15 protein-coding genes and 1 pseudogene are annotated in these 14,486 nt (G+C 72.3%); 8 read left to right on the top strand and 8 right to left on the bottom strand.

Annotated features, from left to right (window positions below):
* Positions 1 to 3 precede the first annotated feature (3 nt).
* Positions 4 to 725: pseudogene (locus EJ357_RS10075) on the top strand (nucleotidyltransferase domain-containing protein).
* On the opposite strand, the gene EJ357_RS10070 reads toward EJ357_RS10075, so the two are convergent.
* The 4 genes from EJ357_RS10070 to EJ357_RS10055 are packed head-to-tail and all read right to left on the bottom strand — an operon-like array spanning position 651 to position 3,229.
* Positions 651 to 1,415 carry a nucleotidyltransferase domain-containing protein gene (locus EJ357_RS10070; protein WP_126390732.1) on the bottom strand — a complete coding sequence of 255 codons (765 nt, stop codon included), beginning with the start codon at positions 1,413 to 1,415 and terminating at the stop codon, positions 651 to 653. The pseudogene EJ357_RS10075 and the gene EJ357_RS10070 sit on opposite strands and share 75 nt — an antisense overlap.
* 22 nt (positions 1,416 to 1,437) lie before the next feature.
* Complete coding sequence (locus EJ357_RS10065) at positions 1,438 to 1,872, bottom strand: Rieske (2Fe-2S) protein (RefSeq protein ID WP_126390730.1); 435 nt, start codon at positions 1,870 to 1,872, stop codon at positions 1,438 to 1,440.
* Positions 1,869 to 2,453, bottom strand: a complete 585-nt coding sequence (locus EJ357_RS10060; RefSeq protein WP_126390728.1) for a DUF6529 family protein — start codon at positions 2,451 to 2,453, stop codon at positions 1,869 to 1,871. Before EJ357_RS10060 ends, EJ357_RS10065 begins: the two co-directional genes overlap by 4 nt.
* 56 nt (positions 2,454 to 2,509) lie before the next feature.
* Positions 2,510 to 3,229, bottom strand: coding sequence for a hypothetical protein (locus EJ357_RS10055; protein ID WP_126390727.1), 720 nt, complete (start codon positions 3,227 to 3,229; stop codon positions 2,510 to 2,512).
* 239 nt (positions 3,230 to 3,468) lie between these two features.
* On the opposite strand from EJ357_RS10055, the gene aroH reads away from it, so the two are divergent.
* The 5 genes from aroH (at position 3,469) to der (ending at position 7,964) form a co-directional block, all read left to right on the top strand.
* Positions 3,469 to 3,831, top strand: coding sequence for a chorismate mutase (gene aroH / locus EJ357_RS10050; RefSeq protein ID WP_126390725.1), 363 nt, complete (start codon positions 3,469 to 3,471; stop codon positions 3,829 to 3,831).
* Positions 3,828 to 4,913 carry a prephenate dehydrogenase gene (locus tag EJ357_RS10045; protein WP_126390723.1) on the top strand — a complete coding sequence of 362 codons (1,086 nt, stop codon included), beginning with the start codon at positions 3,828 to 3,830 and terminating at the stop codon, positions 4,911 to 4,913. Before aroH ends, EJ357_RS10045 begins: the two co-directional genes overlap by 4 nt.
* Before the next feature lie 161 nt (positions 4,914 to 5,074).
* On the top strand, positions 5,075 to 5,761 hold the full coding sequence (gene cmk / locus EJ357_RS10040) for a (d)CMP kinase (protein ID WP_126390721.1): 687 nt from the start codon (positions 5,075 to 5,077) through the stop codon (positions 5,759 to 5,761).
* Positions 5,719 to 6,402 carry a lysophospholipid acyltransferase family protein gene (locus EJ357_RS10035; RefSeq protein WP_126390719.1) on the top strand — a complete coding sequence of 228 codons (684 nt, stop codon included), beginning with the start codon at positions 5,719 to 5,721 and terminating at the stop codon, positions 6,400 to 6,402. Before cmk ends, EJ357_RS10035 begins: the two co-directional genes overlap by 43 nt.
* A gap of 80 nt (positions 6,403 to 6,482) precedes the next feature.
* A complete protein-coding gene (gene der / locus EJ357_RS10030) occupies positions 6,483 to 7,964 on the top strand; it encodes a ribosome biogenesis GTPase Der (RefSeq protein ID WP_126390717.1) in 1,482 nt (493 codons plus the stop codon).
* Positions 7,965 to 8,012: 48 nt separating this feature from the next.
* On the opposite strand, the gene EJ357_RS10025 is transcribed toward der, so the two are convergent.
* Positions 8,013 to 8,363, bottom strand: a complete 351-nt coding sequence (locus EJ357_RS10025; RefSeq protein ID WP_126390715.1) for a hypothetical protein — start codon at positions 8,361 to 8,363, stop codon at positions 8,013 to 8,015.
* Positions 8,364 to 8,464: 101 nt separating this feature from the next.
* Complete coding sequence (locus EJ357_RS10020; RefSeq protein WP_126390713.1) at positions 8,465 to 9,247, bottom strand: hypothetical protein; 783 nt, start codon at positions 9,245 to 9,247, stop codon at positions 8,465 to 8,467.
* Between the two features lie 537 nt (positions 9,248 to 9,784).
* Between EJ357_RS10020 and EJ357_RS10015 the strand changes: the two genes are divergently transcribed.
* Together EJ357_RS10015 and EJ357_RS10010 are read left to right on the top strand one after the other, a co-directional pair.
* Positions 9,785 to 10,474 carry a LysM peptidoglycan-binding domain-containing protein gene (locus EJ357_RS10015; RefSeq protein ID WP_126390711.1) on the top strand — a complete coding sequence of 230 codons (690 nt, stop codon included), beginning with the start codon at positions 9,785 to 9,787 and terminating at the stop codon, positions 10,472 to 10,474.
* Positions 10,475 to 10,589: 115 nt separating this feature from the next.
* Positions 10,590 to 11,147 carry a transglycosylase family protein gene (locus tag EJ357_RS10010; protein ID WP_126390709.1) on the top strand — a complete coding sequence of 186 codons (558 nt, stop codon included), beginning with the start codon at positions 10,590 to 10,592 and terminating at the stop codon, positions 11,145 to 11,147.
* Here EJ357_RS10010 and EJ357_RS10005 read toward each other — a convergent pair.
* Both EJ357_RS10005 and EJ357_RS10000 read right to left on the bottom strand, forming a co-directional pair.
* On the bottom strand, positions 11,035 to 11,760 hold the full coding sequence (locus EJ357_RS10005; RefSeq protein WP_126390707.1) for an ABC transporter ATP-binding protein: 726 nt from the start codon (positions 11,758 to 11,760) through the stop codon (positions 11,035 to 11,037). The genes EJ357_RS10010 and EJ357_RS10005 overlap by 113 nt on opposite strands.
* Positions 11,757 to 14,471, bottom strand: coding sequence for an ABC transporter permease subunit (locus EJ357_RS10000; protein WP_126390705.1), 2,715 nt, complete (start codon positions 14,469 to 14,471; stop codon positions 11,757 to 11,759). Before EJ357_RS10000 ends, EJ357_RS10005 begins: the two co-directional genes overlap by 4 nt.
* Positions 14,472 to 14,486 lie beyond the last annotated feature (15 nt).

Raw genomic sequence — 14,486 nt, 5'->3', positions numbered from 1 at the left:
GGGATGATCGACGCCCTGGACATCGACCTCGCGCCCGTCGTCGCCGAACAGCCCGACCCGGTGCTGTTCGCGACCGTCTCGGGCGCGCACCTGCTGCCGGCGGCCGACCTCGTCGGTCTGCGCGAGCCGGACGAGACGCGGACGCGGATGTGGGTGCGGGACGGCGTCGAGATGGACCTGGTCACGCACGACCTGCGCACGTTCGTACGGCTGATGCTGCGCCGCAACGGCTATGTGCTGGAGCAGTTGCTCTCGCCGCTGGTCGTGCACACGACGGACGCCCACCGGGAGCTGGCCGAGCTCGCGCCCGGTGTCCTCACCAGCCACCACGCCCACCACTACCGTGCCCGCCGCGGAGCGGCTGATGTCAGCGCGCGACCACACAGTGGCGGCTGTTCGAGAAGACCGGCGAGCTCAAGCCGCTGCTCTACACCTTCCGGGTGCTGCTCACCGGCGTCCACCTCATGCGCGGCGGTGAGGTGCAGGCGCATCTGCCCACGCTGCTGGAGCATGTCGACGCCCCGGCCTACCTGCCGGAGCTGATCGCGGCGAAGGCGGAGCAGGAGCACGGGACTGCCGGCGTCGACCACGCGCGCGTGGCGGCCGACGTCGAGCGCCTGCACGCCGTGCTGGACGAGGCGCAGGCGGCCTCAGCGCTGCCCGACGCCCCGGGTGCCTACGACGCCCTGCACGCCCTCGTCGTACGGGCCCGGCTGGAGGGCTGAGGCGCGGCGGGTCCGGATCAGGAAGTCCTCCACCCGGCCGCGGTCCGGCTCGGCCGGGAGCGGACTGCGGGCGAGGGCCTCGTCGGCCTCGCTCGCCAGGCGGGTCATCCGGGACTCGACTTCCGGCCAGGGGACCTCGCCGCGCTTGACCTCCAGCAGCGACGCGCGCCGCTCGCCCACGTCGATCGTCAGCCGGCCGGTGCGCAGCAGGTCGCGGGCGCTCGCGAGCAGACGCAGCAGGTGCATCGCGTGCTTCCAGCGCGGGGCGCCGTGGACGCGGACGTCGGCCTCCAGCTTCTTGCGCTGGCCAAGCGCGTAGCGCGTGAACGTCTCATGGGCCCGGCGGGACAGGAACGCCTCGCGCAGGGCGAGGAGCTCGCGGCCCGTGTCGTCGACGTGCTCCACGAGCGGGGAGTGCAGGCACTCCAGGATGTTCGGGTTGGCGCGCAGGGCCAGCTCGCAGAAGCGCTCCAGCTCCCAGCTGAACTGCTCCTCCCGGGGGCCTTCGACGTGCGTCGGGGGCTTGTCGAAACGCCAGAAGAGCGGTGTCGGGGCGAGGAACACACCCCGGCGGTCGGTGTCACTGCCGTCCGTCGCCAGACCGAAGGCGCGCGAGCCCATCACGCAGGCGTAGATCGTGTGGTCGCGTACGAGTGTGTCGTGGACCGGTGTCAGGGGCTCGGGGCGCATGCCCCGGAGCGTACGTGGCGGGTCACACCAGGCGGATCGAATTTCCGTCCACGGTGATCTGCTTCTCGGGCAGCGGTTTCGTCGCCGGAGGGTTGGCCACCGAGCCGTCCGTGATGTTGAACTTGCTGCCGTGGCAGGGGCAGTTGATCGTGCCGTCCGCGACGGTGGAGACCGTGCACCGCTGGTGGGTGCAGATGGCGGAGAAGGCCTTGAACTCGCCCTGTTCCGGCTGGGTCACCACCACCTCCTGGTCCTTGAAGATCGTGCCGCCGCCGACCGGGATGTCGTCCGTGGTGGCCAGCTCCTCTCCGCCCTGGCCGGGGGAGGTGGTCGAGGTCGGTGTCGAGGTGCTCGCATCGCCGTTGTCGCCGGAATCGCCGCAGCCGGCGACGAGCGCCGCCGCGCCGGCCCCGCCTGTCGCGATGAGGATCGTGCGCCGCGTCGGACGGATGCTCATGTCGTCACTCCGAAAGTGCGGAAGAACCAGAGGGCGGAGGTCAGCCAGATGATGGTGAGAGCGGCGAAGACCACTCCGCCCACGAGGGGCAGCAGCCAGCCGGGGAGTCGCTCCGACCGGAGCAACAGCATCTTTGCACTGAAAACACCGAAGAAGAAGCAACCCAGGACAGAGTGGAGGAAAACGCGCGTTTCGTAAGCCTGGTAGCCCATCGCGTACAGGCAGTGCACCGCCACGGGCACGGCCAGCAGGAACGCCACTCGGCCCGACCGGCGATGCAGCGCGGACGACCAGGCAGGCCCGGGGAGTTTGCCGTACACCATGAACGCGGAGACCACCTGGACCAGCGCGAAGAAGACCGCCCCCGTCGCCAGCCATGACTTGACCGCGCCGGTGCTGTTGAACCCGGCGAGGTTGAAGGCCGTCCCCGACGGGTCGTGGACCTTGCCATACGCCCCGAGGCCCACCGCGACGGCGCCGGCGACCAGGGCAGGGACCAGGTAGCGGGCCGGGCTCGGGCGGCGGTGGCCGGGCCGCGGGGACGGGAAGTCCTGGGTGACGGCGTTCGGGTCGACGGTCATGATCGACTCCCGTGAGGAGGGGTATCGAGGACGGTTCGGGGAGGTCGGGGAAGGGATCAGGGGGCCGCGGGGCGGGCCGTCAGTCGCTGTCCGTCGACCGTCACCGCGCCGGTCTCCGGGTTGATCCGCGGGGCGGGCGAGGGGCGGTCGTCGCGGGTGAGGACGCCGACCTGCCGGCCGTCCGGCAGCACGATCCAGCCGCCGTCGACCTCGGCACCACGCACGGTGGCGGTGGCCCGGTACAGGCCCGAGGGCTTCTTCGTCCTGTCGGCGGTGAAGGCGTGGTGCCCGCCGTCGATGTCGACCGTGCCGCGGATCCTCCCCCACTCTCGGCTTCGCTCGAGCGGGGGGACCCCCACGCCCTCCTTGAGGGTGCCGTTCAGGACGGAGCCGTCCTTGCCGGTGAGCCGCATGGTCCCGTCGTCGTTCACGTCGCCCTTGAGCCAGGACTCCTTGGCGCGGCCGTCGCAGAAGTAGGCGATCGCCCTGCCGTCGCGCAGGGTGACGGCCACGGCGGAGGAGTCGTCGTCGGTGCGGCCCGTGTAGCCGGCGTTCGGGACAGGGGTCTTCGACGGTGACGGCGACGGAGTCGTCTGAGAGGGCGCCGGTGGCGGTGTCGCCGCGGGCGACTCCTTCGTGGTGTCCGCGGACGAGGGCGACGATTTGGGCGAGGGCGACGACGCGTTTCTCACCCCCGTCGTCACGTTGAGCGACAGCAGGAACACGCCGACCAACAGTCCCGCGAGAAGGGTGAGCAAGGGGCCGGGACGCTTCACGAGGCCTCCCCCGAGGCGAGCTTCCTGCCATGAGAGCGGACCTGCAACGCGCCGTCCAGAGGCGTACGGAGGCGTTCGCGGTCCGGTAGCGAAATCGGGAGGGACGGGTGACATTGACTCAAAGCCGACCACCCGGGTCCCCGGTGTCTCAGCGGGCGGGCGACCCGCGTCCGTCGCGCGCGGGCTGACTAGGCTGGCTGGTCGAAGAGCCGATCCGTACAGCAGCAAGGAGCACAGCCGTGGCGGTACGAGCGGTCCGGGGGGCCGTCCAACTGGAGCGGGACGAGGCCGGCCACATGGACGAGCAGGTCGGGGCCCTGCTCACCGCGATCCTGGAGCGGAACGGGCTGAGCGCGGACGACCTGATCAGCATCTGGTTCACGGCCACGCCCGATCTGCACAGCGACTTCCCGGCGGCCGCCGCCCGCAAGCTCGGCATCGTCGACGTACCGCTGATCTGCGCCCAGGAACTGGACATCCAGGGCGCCATGCCGCGGGTCGTCCGTGTCCTCGCGCACATCGAGTCCGACCGGCCCCGCGCCGACATCGCGCACGTCTACCTCGGCGCCGCGGCCGCCCTGCGCAAGGACATCGCCCAGTGAGAACCGCACTCGTCATCGGCACCGGCCTCATCGGTACGTCCGCAGCGCTCGCGCTGGCCGGTCGCGGTGTCGTCGTCCACCTCGCCGACCACGACCCCGAGCAGGCCCGCACGGCGGCCGCGCTCGGCGCCGGCACCGACGAGGCGCCCGAGGGCCCCGTCGACCTCGCGATCGTCGCCTCCCCGCCCGCGCACGTGGCCGAGGTGCTCGCCGACGCCATGCGCCGGGGCGTGGCACGCGGCTACCTCGACGTGGCCAGTGTCAAGGGAGGGCCGCGCCGGGCGCTGGAGGCGCTCGGGCTCGACCTGTCGTCCTACATCGGCACGCACCCCATGTCGGGGCGCGAGAAGTCCGGGCCGCTGGCCGCGACCGGTGACCTCTTCGAGGGCCGGCCCTGGGTGCTCACGCCGACCCGGGACACCGACACCGAGGTGCTGAACCTCGCCCTGGAACTGGTCTCGCACTGCCGTGCCGTGCCGGTGGTGATGGACGCCGACGCCCACGACCGCGCGGTCGCGCTGGTGTCCCACATGCCGCACCTGGTGTCCAGCATGGTCGCCGCGCGGCTGGAGAACGCCGAGGAGGCGGCCGTACGGCTGTGCGGTCAGGGCATTCGGGACGTGACCCGGATCGCCGCGTCCGATCCCCGGATGTGGATCGACATCCTCTCCGCGAACCCGGGGCCGGTGGCCGACCTGCTCACCGACGTCGCCGGGGATCTTGAGGAGACGGTGCGGGCACTGCGGGCGCTGCAGTCCGCCGACGAGGCGAAGCGGCTGGAGGGGACCTCCGGTATCGAGGACGTGCTGCGGCGTGGGAACGCCGGGCAGGTTCGGGTGCCCGGCAAGCACGGGGCCGCTCCGCGGGTCTACGAGGTTGTCGCCGTGCTGATCGACGACCAGCCGGGGCAGTTGGCGCGGATCTTCGCGGATGCCGGGCGGGCCGGGGTCAACGTCGAGGACGTGCGGATCGAGCATGCGACGGGGCAGCAGGCCGGTCTGGTGCAGCTGATGGTGGAGCCGAAGGCTGCGACGGTGTTGTCGGCGGCGTTGCGGGAGCGGGGCTGGGCGATTCGGCAGTAGGAGGGCCTCGTCCTCGAACGCCGGACGGGCTGAACTGCCTGGGCCCGCGTTCGCCGGGCGGGGCACGCGCGGCCGGACGAGTGACGTGAACCCAGTAACCTTGTGCGGGGCGCCCTCGCGTCCCCACACCCCGCCTCACCGCACCAGGAAGGTGTCCTCCCGTGGAAAACGGTGCCGCCAAGCCCGTGATTGTCGCCATCGACGGCCCCTCCGGCACGGGCAAGTCGAGCACGTCGAAGGCCGTCGCCGCGCAGCTCGGGCTGAGCTACCTCGACACCGGCGCCCAGTACCGGGCGATCACCTGGTGGATGGTGACCAGCGGCATCGACATCGAGGACCCGACCGCGATCGCCGCGGTGGCCGGCAAGCCCGAGATCATCTCCGGCACCGACCCGGCGGGTCCGACGATCACCGTCGACGGCACCGACGTGTCCGGCCCGATCCGCACCCAGGAGGTCACCTCCAAGGTCAGCGCCGTCAGCGCGGTGCCCGAGGTGCGTGCCCGGATCACCGAGCTGCAGCGCTCGCTGGCCACCTCCGCCGAGCGGGGCATCGTCGTCGAGGGGCGCGACATCGGTACGACCGTGCTGCCCGACGCCGATCTGAAGATCTTCCTCACCGCCTCCCCGGAGGCCCGCGCCGCCCGCCGCAGCGGTGAGCTGAAGGGCGCCGACGTCAACGCGACCCGCGAGGCACTGATCAAGCGGGACGCGGCCGACTCCAGCCGCAAGACCTCGCCGCTCGCCAAGGCGGACGACGCGGTCGAGGTGGACACCACCGAGCTCACGCTGACGCAGGTCATCGAGTGCGTCGTCACGCTCGTCGAGGAGAAGCGGACCGCGAAGTGACAGCTCCCTCCGAGCGGGGTGCCGACGTCGGGCGACGCATCGGCGTCGGCCTGATGTTCGGGCTGTGGCGGCCGCGCGTCCTGGGCGCCTGGAAGGTGCCCGCGACCGGGCCGGTGATCCTCGCGGTCAACCACAGCCACAACATCGACGGGCCGATGGTGATGGGCGTGTCGCCGCGCCCCGTGCACTTCCTGATCAAGAAGGAAGCGTTCGTCGGCCCGCTCGACCCCTTCCTGACCGGCATCGGCCAGCTGAAGGTGGACCGTCACTCCGCCGACCGGACGGCGATCACGCAGGCCCTCGACGTCCTGTCGAACGGCGGCGTCCTCGGCATATTTCCCGAGGGCACCCGTGGCGAGGGCGACTTCGCCTCGCTGCGCGCCGGGCTCGCCTACTTCGCGGTGCGCAGCGGTGCGCCGATCGTCCCGGTCGCGGTGCTGGGAAGTTCCGAGAAGCGGGGACGGTTGATAAAGGGGCTGCCTCCGCTGCGCCACCGGGTCGACGTCGTCTACGGCGATCCCTTCGAGGCGGGCGACGGCAGCGGGCGGCGCACCCGCAGGGCGCTGGACGAGGCGACCGAGCGCATCCAGAAGCAGCTCAGCGCGCACCTGGAAAACGCCAGGCAGCTGACCGGCCGCTAGGCGACACTGAGTAGTGGATCAGCCGGGAGAACCCCGGAAGGTCCACCGATCACCACGATGAACGACGAGGTACGGACTTCATGAACGACCACATCCACTCCGAGGGCTCGCCCGACGGGCACGACCACGGAGAGCTTGGCGATGCCGAGTACGCGGAGTTCATGGAGCTCGCCGCGGAAGAGGGCTTCGACCTCGAGGACGTCGAGGGTGCCATCGAGGAGGCCGGGCACGGGCCGTTGCCCGTCCTCGCCGTCGTCGGCCGGCCGAATGTCGGCAAGTCGACTCTCGTCAACCGGATCATCGGCCGCCGCGAGGCGGTCGTCGAGGACAAGCCCGGCGTCACCCGCGACCGCGTGACCTACGAGGCCGAGTGGGCGGGCCGGCGCTTCAAGGTCGTCGACACCGGCGGCTGGGAGCAGGACGTCCTCGGCATCGACGCCTCGGTGGCCGCGCAGGCCGAGTACGCCATCGAGGCCGCCGACGCCGTCGTGTTCGTCGTCGACGCCAAGGTCGGTGCCACCGACACCGACGAGGCCGTCGTACGACTGCTGCGCAAGGCCGGCAAGCCCGTGGTGCTGTGCGCCAACAAGGTGGACGGTCCCAGTGGTGAGGCGGACGCCACGTACCTGTGGTCCCTGGGCCTCGGCGAGCCGCACCCCGTCTCGGCGCTGCACGGCCGTGGCACCGGCGACATGCTGGACGCCGTCCTGGAGGCCCTGCCGGAGGCGCCCGAGCAGACCTTCGGCGGCGCCGGGGTCGGCGGGCCGCGTCGTATCGCGCTCATCGGCCGCCCGAACGTCGGCAAGTCCTCCCTGCTGAACAAGGTGGCGAACGAGGAGCGCGTCGTCGTCAACGAGCTGGCCGGCACCACCCGTGACCCGGTCGACGAGCTCATCGAACTCGGCGGCGTCACCTGGAAGTTCGTCGACACCGCCGGCATCCGCAAGCGCGTCCACCTCCAGCAGGGCGCCGACTACTACGCCTCGCTGCGCACCGCGGCCGCCGTCGAGAAGGCCGAGGTGGCGGTCATCCTGATCGACGCCTCCGAGTCCATCTCGGTCCAGGACCAGCGGATCGTGACGATGGCCGTCGAGGCGGGCCGCGCGATGGTGATCGCCTACAACAAGTGGGACACCCTCGACGAGGAGCGCCGCTACTACCTGGAACGGGAGATCGAGACCGAGTTCGGCCAGGTCGCGTGGGCGCCCCGGGTGAACGTCTCGGCGCGCACCGGGCGACACATGGAGAAGCTCGTCCCGGCGATCGAGACGGCCCTCGCGGGCTGGGAGACCCGGGTCCCGACCGGTCGGCTCAACGCCTTCCTCGGCGAGCTGGTCGCCGCCCACCCCCACCCGATCCGCGGCGGCAAGCAGCCCCGCATCCTCTTCGGCACCCAGGCCGGCACCAAGCCCCCGCGGTTCGTGCTCTTCGCCTCCGGGTTCATCGAGGCGGGCTACCGCCGCTTCATCGAACGCCGGCTGCGCGAGGAGTTCGGCTTCGACGGGACGCCGATCCATATCTCGGTGCGGGTGCGTGAGAAGCGCGGGAGCAAGAAGAAGTAGCGCACGCACACGGAAGGGCGGCCCTCATCGGGCCGCCCTTCCGTGTGTTCAGCCTCTGCGCGCCGGGGGCAGTGCGGCCGGGACGTGGTGCATACCCGAGCCCTGCGGGCCGATGTGCCCGACGCGCTGCCACTGCGGCTGCTGACCGGCGCCGTGGCGGGCGCTGTGGGCCCCCGCGCTGTAGGCGCTGTACGAGCTGCTGAACGACCCCGGGCGATGGCCTCCGTACGGGCCCGTGCTCCGCGGAATGTTCCCGAACGCGGTGAACCCCAGGTCCTCCTCGCCACTGCGGTCACCCGGCAGCGAGCGGAAGGACTTGACGTACTCGGCGTAGAGCGCGTCGTAGATGGGCGTGGCCGATGGGCCGCCCTGAAGGCGGGGAACGTCGTATGCATGCACGTATGTCCAAACGACACCGCGCTCGAAGAGATGCGGCCGTGGTGACGGACCGCCTGCTCATCAGGGGCGCGGGCCACGCCTCAGGGGGGCGGTAACCGCGCTCAGGTTCCGGCGAGCGGCAGCGCGGCCGCGACCAGCTTTCCGTTGGCGGCGGCCTTGTCCAGGGCCTCCCGCAGCAGGTCCTCCCTGGGCTGTCGGCCGATGGACCCCACGGGTGCGGCGAACATCAGTACCTGCTGATGCTTGTTCGCGGCGGCCCTCCAGCCGTCCGTCACCAGCAGCGGCTGGTGCGCCTGCCACCACGCGACCGGCTGCCCCCCATTCGTGCCCGGCTGCAGAACCGCGTGCAGCTGCCCCATGGCCAGCAGCACGGACCAGCCGTGCAGTACCGGCGGCACATCCGCCAGCTCCGACGCCGGCATGAACCCCTGCTCGATGAGCAGCGGCAGGAAGTCGTCACCGGCGCCGACCGCCCCGGGACGCACGATGGGCCCGGTCGGCTCGACGACCAGCGCGGGGTGCAACTCCCCGGCGATCAGCACCAGTCCGCTGGTCACCCCGAGCACGGCCTGCTCCGGCACGATCGTGTCCGGCTCCAGGTCGACCCGGTCGCCGGTGATGGACTTCACGGCGCCCTGCAGCTGCGCCTCGGTGACCTGGACGACCTGCGAGGGCAGGCAGGTGGCGTGGGCGAAGGCGAGGACGGCGGTCTCGTCCCCGATGAACAGGACGGTGCTGGTGCGCTCCTGTTCGGAGTCGCCCGGGGTGCGGCAGGACGTGCAGTCGTAACTGCCGGGGGCGTTGTCTCCGGCGAGCAGCCGGTCGGCTTCGTCGTCGCCGATCTCGGCACGTACCTCGTCGCTGACGTCGAGCATGCGCGGCACGGGTGGCTCCTCGGGATGTGGCGTGGCGGGGCCGGGTGGCTCCCGGCCCGTGAACCGGGCGGGTCCCGGGCTCATGAAGAAGACAACGGGTGATCTGTGGCGGGAGTCACGCACCACACCGAACGGAATCGAACCATCCACCGCGCACGGTCACCTCGCGTACGGAATTGCGCACTCACCGTCAAGTCCTTGGATTTCCAAGGAAGTTGGTTGCGTGAGGTGGGTCACAGATCACTGAGGTGACTGGTCGACAAATCCCGAAATCAGCGAATGAAGTGGGTGGCCGAAAATCGCTGATACCGGAGGTAACGGCGAACTGGCCTGGAATGACAAGGAGTTGGTTGATACCGGCCGCTCGGCCTCCCTACATTCCTCGGCCGTGTGCAACGAGCACCGCTCGGGTACGTCCGCCGACCGCATCAGCCAGCACTCAGCACCAAACCTCGGCGGACGGGGCGGGCGCGACTCACACGCCCCATGGCGTGCGCAGTGGCGTTCCGCCTCAGGGGGACCCCGAGTCCTTCGGGAGGGAACTACATGTCCGAATGTGCCGATAACACTCACGACATCGCTCGTAAGGCGCCGAAGGCTCCGAACGGGAGCCGGACTCGTACGACGGCGGTCCTCGCCGGGGCTGCACTGCTCGCCCCGCTCGGGCTGCTGGCCGCCACCGGCAACGCCGCGGCGGCGGACGGCGGAGTGTGGGACCGTATCGCACAGTGCGAGAGCGGCGGCAACTGGCACATCAACACCGGCAACGGCTACTACGGCGGGCTGCAGTTCGCCGCCTCCACCTGGCGCGCGTACGGCGGTACGGCCTACGCGCCGACGGCGGACCGGGCCACCAGGGCCCAGCAGATCGCAGTGGCCACCAAGGTCCAGCGTGCCCAGGGGTGGGGCGCGTGGCCGACCTGTTCGGCCCGGGCCGGAGCGTACGGGAGCGCACCCGCGGCTCCCGCCACCGGCTCGGCGGCCTCCTCCTCCAGCAAGGCGGCTCCGTCGAACACCGAGGCGGCCCGGTCGAATCCGGCGCGGACGCCGGAGCGTTCGTCGGGACACACGACCCGTGGCTCGTCCCGTGGTGACTACACCGTCCGCGAGGGCGACACGCTGAGCGGCATCGCCGCCCGGCACGGGACCACATGGCAGCGGATCTTCGCCGCCAACAAGGCCGTCATCGGCGGTGATCCCGACCTGATCGTGCCCGGGCAGCGCCTCGAACTCTGAGTGCCGCTCCCTGTAGAGGCACGGGGTGCCACCCGGTCCGCCGACCGGGTGGGGCCCCGGGGCACCTCGGACGCGCCGCGACGGCTGAGCGCAACAAGCTGCCTAGCGTGCTCATATGAAATGCACACCGCTCACGATCGTCATCGCCGCCGCACTGCTCACCGCAGTTGCCCCGGGAACGTCGCAGGCCGCGCCGGCCACGCACACAACACGTGCAAGCCATACGGCGCCGCCACGACCGGCCCCTGGACCGCCTCCCAAACCCGCGGCGTTCGGCTGTGCCAAGGACCAGTGGCCCTGGGGCTGCGTCGCCAAGTGCGAGAGCGGCGGCAATTGGCACATCAACACCGGCAACGGCCACTACGGCGGCCTGCAGTTCTCGCACCGGACCTGGGTGGGCTTCGGCGGCGCCAAGTACGCCCCGCGCGCGGATCTCGCCACCCGCAAGGAGCAGATCGCGATCGCCAAGAAGGTGGTGGCCGTGCAGGGATGGGGCGCCTGGCCGCACTGTTCCAGGCGGTACGGGCTCACGGGCCGAACGCAGACCTGGAAACTGAGCGTCACGAACCGGCTGACCTCGGGCGCGTCCCTGGGGGCGTCGCTGCTCCTCCGGAAGGGCTCGACCCGGTTCGGCGCCCTGCACGGCGCTCCCATTCGCCTGTCTCGCCGCTGAACACGACCGCGCCGCGCCGCAGTTCGTGCACGAGTGCCGTCCGGCCGCGCAGGACGGGCGGCACTCGTTGCTCGGCGACGACCACGCAGGCGTCGAGTTCGCTCAGCAGTTCGTACGTACGGGCGGCCACGGTGGGCGACATGCCCTGTGTGGGCTCGTCGACGAGCAGCACGCGTGCGCGTGCCAACAGGGCGCGGGACAGCGCGAGCATGCGCTGCTCGCCGCCGGAGAGGGTGCCGGCGCGGCGCGCGAGAAGGGGCTCCAGCGCGGGATAGGCGTCGAGGGCGATGTCGTACGAGCGCGCCGCCAGTTCGAGGTTCTCGCGCACCGTGAGGGAGCCGAACACGGCCTGGCGCTCGGGGACCAGGCACAGTCCGCAGCGGGCCCGCTCGTGGGCGGGCACACGGGTGATGTCGGTGCCGTCCCAGACCACCGTGCCGCCGGACAGGGGCACCGTTCCGGCCAGCGCTCGCAGGGCGGTCGTACGGCCGGACCCGTTCCGTCCCAGCAGCACGGTGAGGCCGGGGCCGGGGGCGGCGAGGGTGACGCCGTGCAGGGCCTCCAACGGGCCGTAGCGCACGCGCGCGTGCCGCAGGGCGATGGTGGTGGTCATGCCGGGGTCTCCTGGTGGCCTGTGGCGTCGAGTACGCGGTCGGGTGGGCCGGAGGCGACGATGCGGCCCGCCGTCATGACGTGCACGGTGTCGGCGAGGTCGGCGACCAGGTCGAGGTCGTGCTCGACGACGAGCAGGGCGGTGCCGTCGGCGGCGAGGGCCCTCAGGATCCGGGTCAGTGAGGTGACCTCGGCGGTGTCCAGGCCGGCGGCGGGCTCGTCGAGCAGCAGTACGCGCGGGCTGCCGGCCAGGGCCCGGGCCAGTTCGACGCGCCGGAGTGTGCCGGTGGGGAGGCCGGCGGCGGGGAGGTCGCGTACAGGGCCGTCGAGGCCCAGGAGGCGCAGGGATCGTTCCACGGCCGACGGGTCATGGAGGCGGCCCTGTTCGGCGCCTACGCGGACGTTCTCGGCGACGGTCAGTGAGGGGAAGACGGCCAGTTGCTGGAAGGTGCGGGCGATGCCGAGGCGGGTGCGGGCGTGGGCGGGCAGGTGGGTGATGTCGCGGGTGCCGAGGAGGACTTGGCCTCGGGTGGGGCGGTGGGTGCCGGCCAGGCAGTGGAACAGGGTGCTCTTGCCTGCGCCGTTGGGGCCGATGACGGCGGTGACCCGGCCCGGTGGGACGGTGAGGGTGATGTCCTCCAGAACGGTGAAGCCGTCGTAGCGGGCCTGGAGGTGGTGGGTGGTGAGGGTGGGCTCTTCGGGCGCTTGCGCGTGGGTGGGCACGCGGCCTTCGGCCGCGTTCGGTTTCCCACCCGCACCGCTCGTGCGGCTTTCGTCGTCGGTTGCGGGTGGCCCCTGTGGGGGCTCGGCGCCGCCGGCGGCTGATCGTGCCACCCGGGGTGGCGCCGCCCGGCGATCCGGCGGCCGCAGCCGCCCCCGCACCTCCACCCCCAACGCCGTCAGCGCCACCCCCCGCCGCCCCCGCAGCCTCCCCGCCGCCGCCCGAGCCGCCTCGTACGGCCCCCCGGGGAACCGTCCCACCAGCACCGCCAGCACCCCGATCAGGGCCGCGGCCACCCCGCCCCGGGCGCCCGCGTCCAGGCCCACCAGGAGGGCCGCCGCGGCCAGGGCGCCCAGGGTGCTGTCGGCGCCCAGGACGACCACCGCGGCGAACCAGAGGAGGCCGCGGACGGGGTCGTAGGCGGACGGGTCGAAGGCGCGCAGGCCCATGCCGAGCAGGCCGCCGCCCAGGGCCGCCAGGGCCGCGCCCGAGACGAAGGCCAGGAGTTTCAAGGAGGGCACCTGGACGCCCGCCGCCGACGCGCCCGGCTCGTGGTCCCGCATCGCCGCCAGGGCCCGGCCCGTGCGGCCCCGGCGCAGCAGCCAGGTCGCCAGGAGGGCGGCCGCGAGGAGGGTCAGTTCCAGGACGTAGTACGCGCGGTCGCCCTCGAAGCCCGCCGGGCGGCCCAGGGACAGGCCCGAGACGGCGTAGGGCTGGGCGAACACGAAGCGGCTCACGCCCACGCCCACCGCGAAGGTCACCAGCGCCAGGGCCAGGCCCCGGCGGCTGATCGCCGGCCAGCCGGTCAGGAGACCCAGGGGGGCCACCAAGGCGACCGCCAGGGCCAGTGCCGCGAGCTCCGGCAGCCGGGGCAGCCCCGGGAAGCGGCCGGCCGCCAGCAGGGCCGTGAACAGGGCGCCCAGGCCCGCGTACGCCGCCTGGCCGAGGGAGATCTGGCCGCCGCGGCCCGTGACCACGACCAGGGAGAGCAGCACCACGGCCAGCGCCGGCACCTGCACCGAGGTATGCAGGTCGGAGCCCGCGAAGCCCAGCGGGAGCAGGAAGAGCACCGCCGCCACGATCCAGGCCCCCGGTGGGGTCGGCACGCGCGCGGTGGCCGTGCGCGGGAGGGCGTCGCGGGTGCCCACGCGGGGGAGGGCCAGGGCCGCGATCAGCAGGGCGACGACGAACAGGTTCGTGCTGACGGCCTGCAGCAAGGGTGCGCCCCAGCCCGTCGGGTGCAGGCGCGTCAGCTGGCTCTGCGCCACCCCGATGGCCAGCGCCGTCAGCACGGCGACCGGCAGGCTGCGCATCCGGGCCGCCACCGCGACCGCGACCACCTCCATGACCAGCAGCGGAAGGCCGTACGGGTCCAGGCGCACGTACGGTGCCAGCAGTACGCCCGTCAGGCCCGCCGTGAACGAGCCGAACGCCCAGCCCGCGGCCGCCACCCGGTCCGCGTCGACGCCCCCGAGGACGGCCAGTTGGCGGTCGTCGACCACGGCCCGCAGCTCCCGGCCGAAGCGGGTCCAGCGGATGACCGCGCCGACGCCGGCCGCCAGCAGCAGTGCCACCGCCAGCTGGCCCCAGGGGTCCGCCGACACCAGCTCCGGCGCGTCGTCCCGCGCCCCCTGGCCCCACAGCAGCGCGGCGCCGCCCACCAGCAGCACGAACACGCCGATGGACGCGACCAGGGTCTGTGCCGGGTCGCTGCCCAGCACCGACAGCGGCCGGAAGACGAACCGTTCCAGCGCCATCCCGATACCGGGCGCCAGCACCAGCAGCGTCACCGTCGCGGCCGCCCACAGCGGCCAGCCCCACTCCACCACGCACTGGCGCAGCGCGTAGGCGCACACCATCGCGATCGCCCCGTGCGCGAAGTTCAGCACGCCGGTCGCGCGGTAGGTGACGATCAGGCCGATCCCGGTGAGCGCGGCGGCGCTGCCGACCGACAGGCCGGCCAGGGCGAGGTCGTACGTCAGCGAGGACATCGGTCATCCGCCTCG

Source organism: Streptomyces cyaneochromogenes (assembly GCF_003963535.1).
GTDB lineage: Bacteria > Actinomycetota > Actinomycetes > Streptomycetales > Streptomycetaceae > Streptomyces > Streptomyces shaanxiensis.
Note: the sequence above shows the minus strand (reverse complement) of the source record. Positions and strands in the feature narration are given on the sequence as shown.

Excerpts from the sequence above, each read along its gene's own strand:
- EJ357_RS10010 (WP_126390709.1), top strand. The coding sequence starts at position 10,590 with ATGAAATGCACACCGCTCACGATCGTCATCGCCGCCGCACTGCTCACC.
- der (WP_126390717.1), top strand. The coding sequence starts at position 6,483 with ATGAACGACCACATCCACTCCGAGGGCTCGCCCGACGGGCACGACCAC.
- EJ357_RS10065 (WP_126390730.1), bottom strand. The coding sequence starts at position 1,872 with ATGAGCATCCGTCCGACGCGGCGCACGATCCTCATCGCGACAGGCGGG.
- EJ357_RS10005 (WP_126390707.1), bottom strand. The coding sequence starts at position 11,760 with ATGACCACCACCATCGCCCTGCGGCACGCGCGCGTGCGCTACGGCCCG.
- EJ357_RS10000 (WP_126390705.1), bottom strand. The coding sequence starts at position 14,471 with ATGTCCTCGCTGACGTACGACCTCGCCCTGGCCGGCCTGTCGGTCGGC.
- EJ357_RS10060 (WP_126390728.1), bottom strand. The coding sequence starts at position 2,453 with ATGACCGTCGACCCGAACGCCGTCACCCAGGACTTCCCGTCCCCGCGG.
- EJ357_RS10015 (WP_126390711.1), top strand. The coding sequence starts at position 9,785 with ATGTCCGAATGTGCCGATAACACTCACGACATCGCTCGTAAGGCGCCG.
- EJ357_RS10070 (WP_126390732.1), bottom strand. The coding sequence starts at position 1,415 with ATGCGCCCCGAGCCCCTGACACCGGTCCACGACACACTCGTACGCGAC.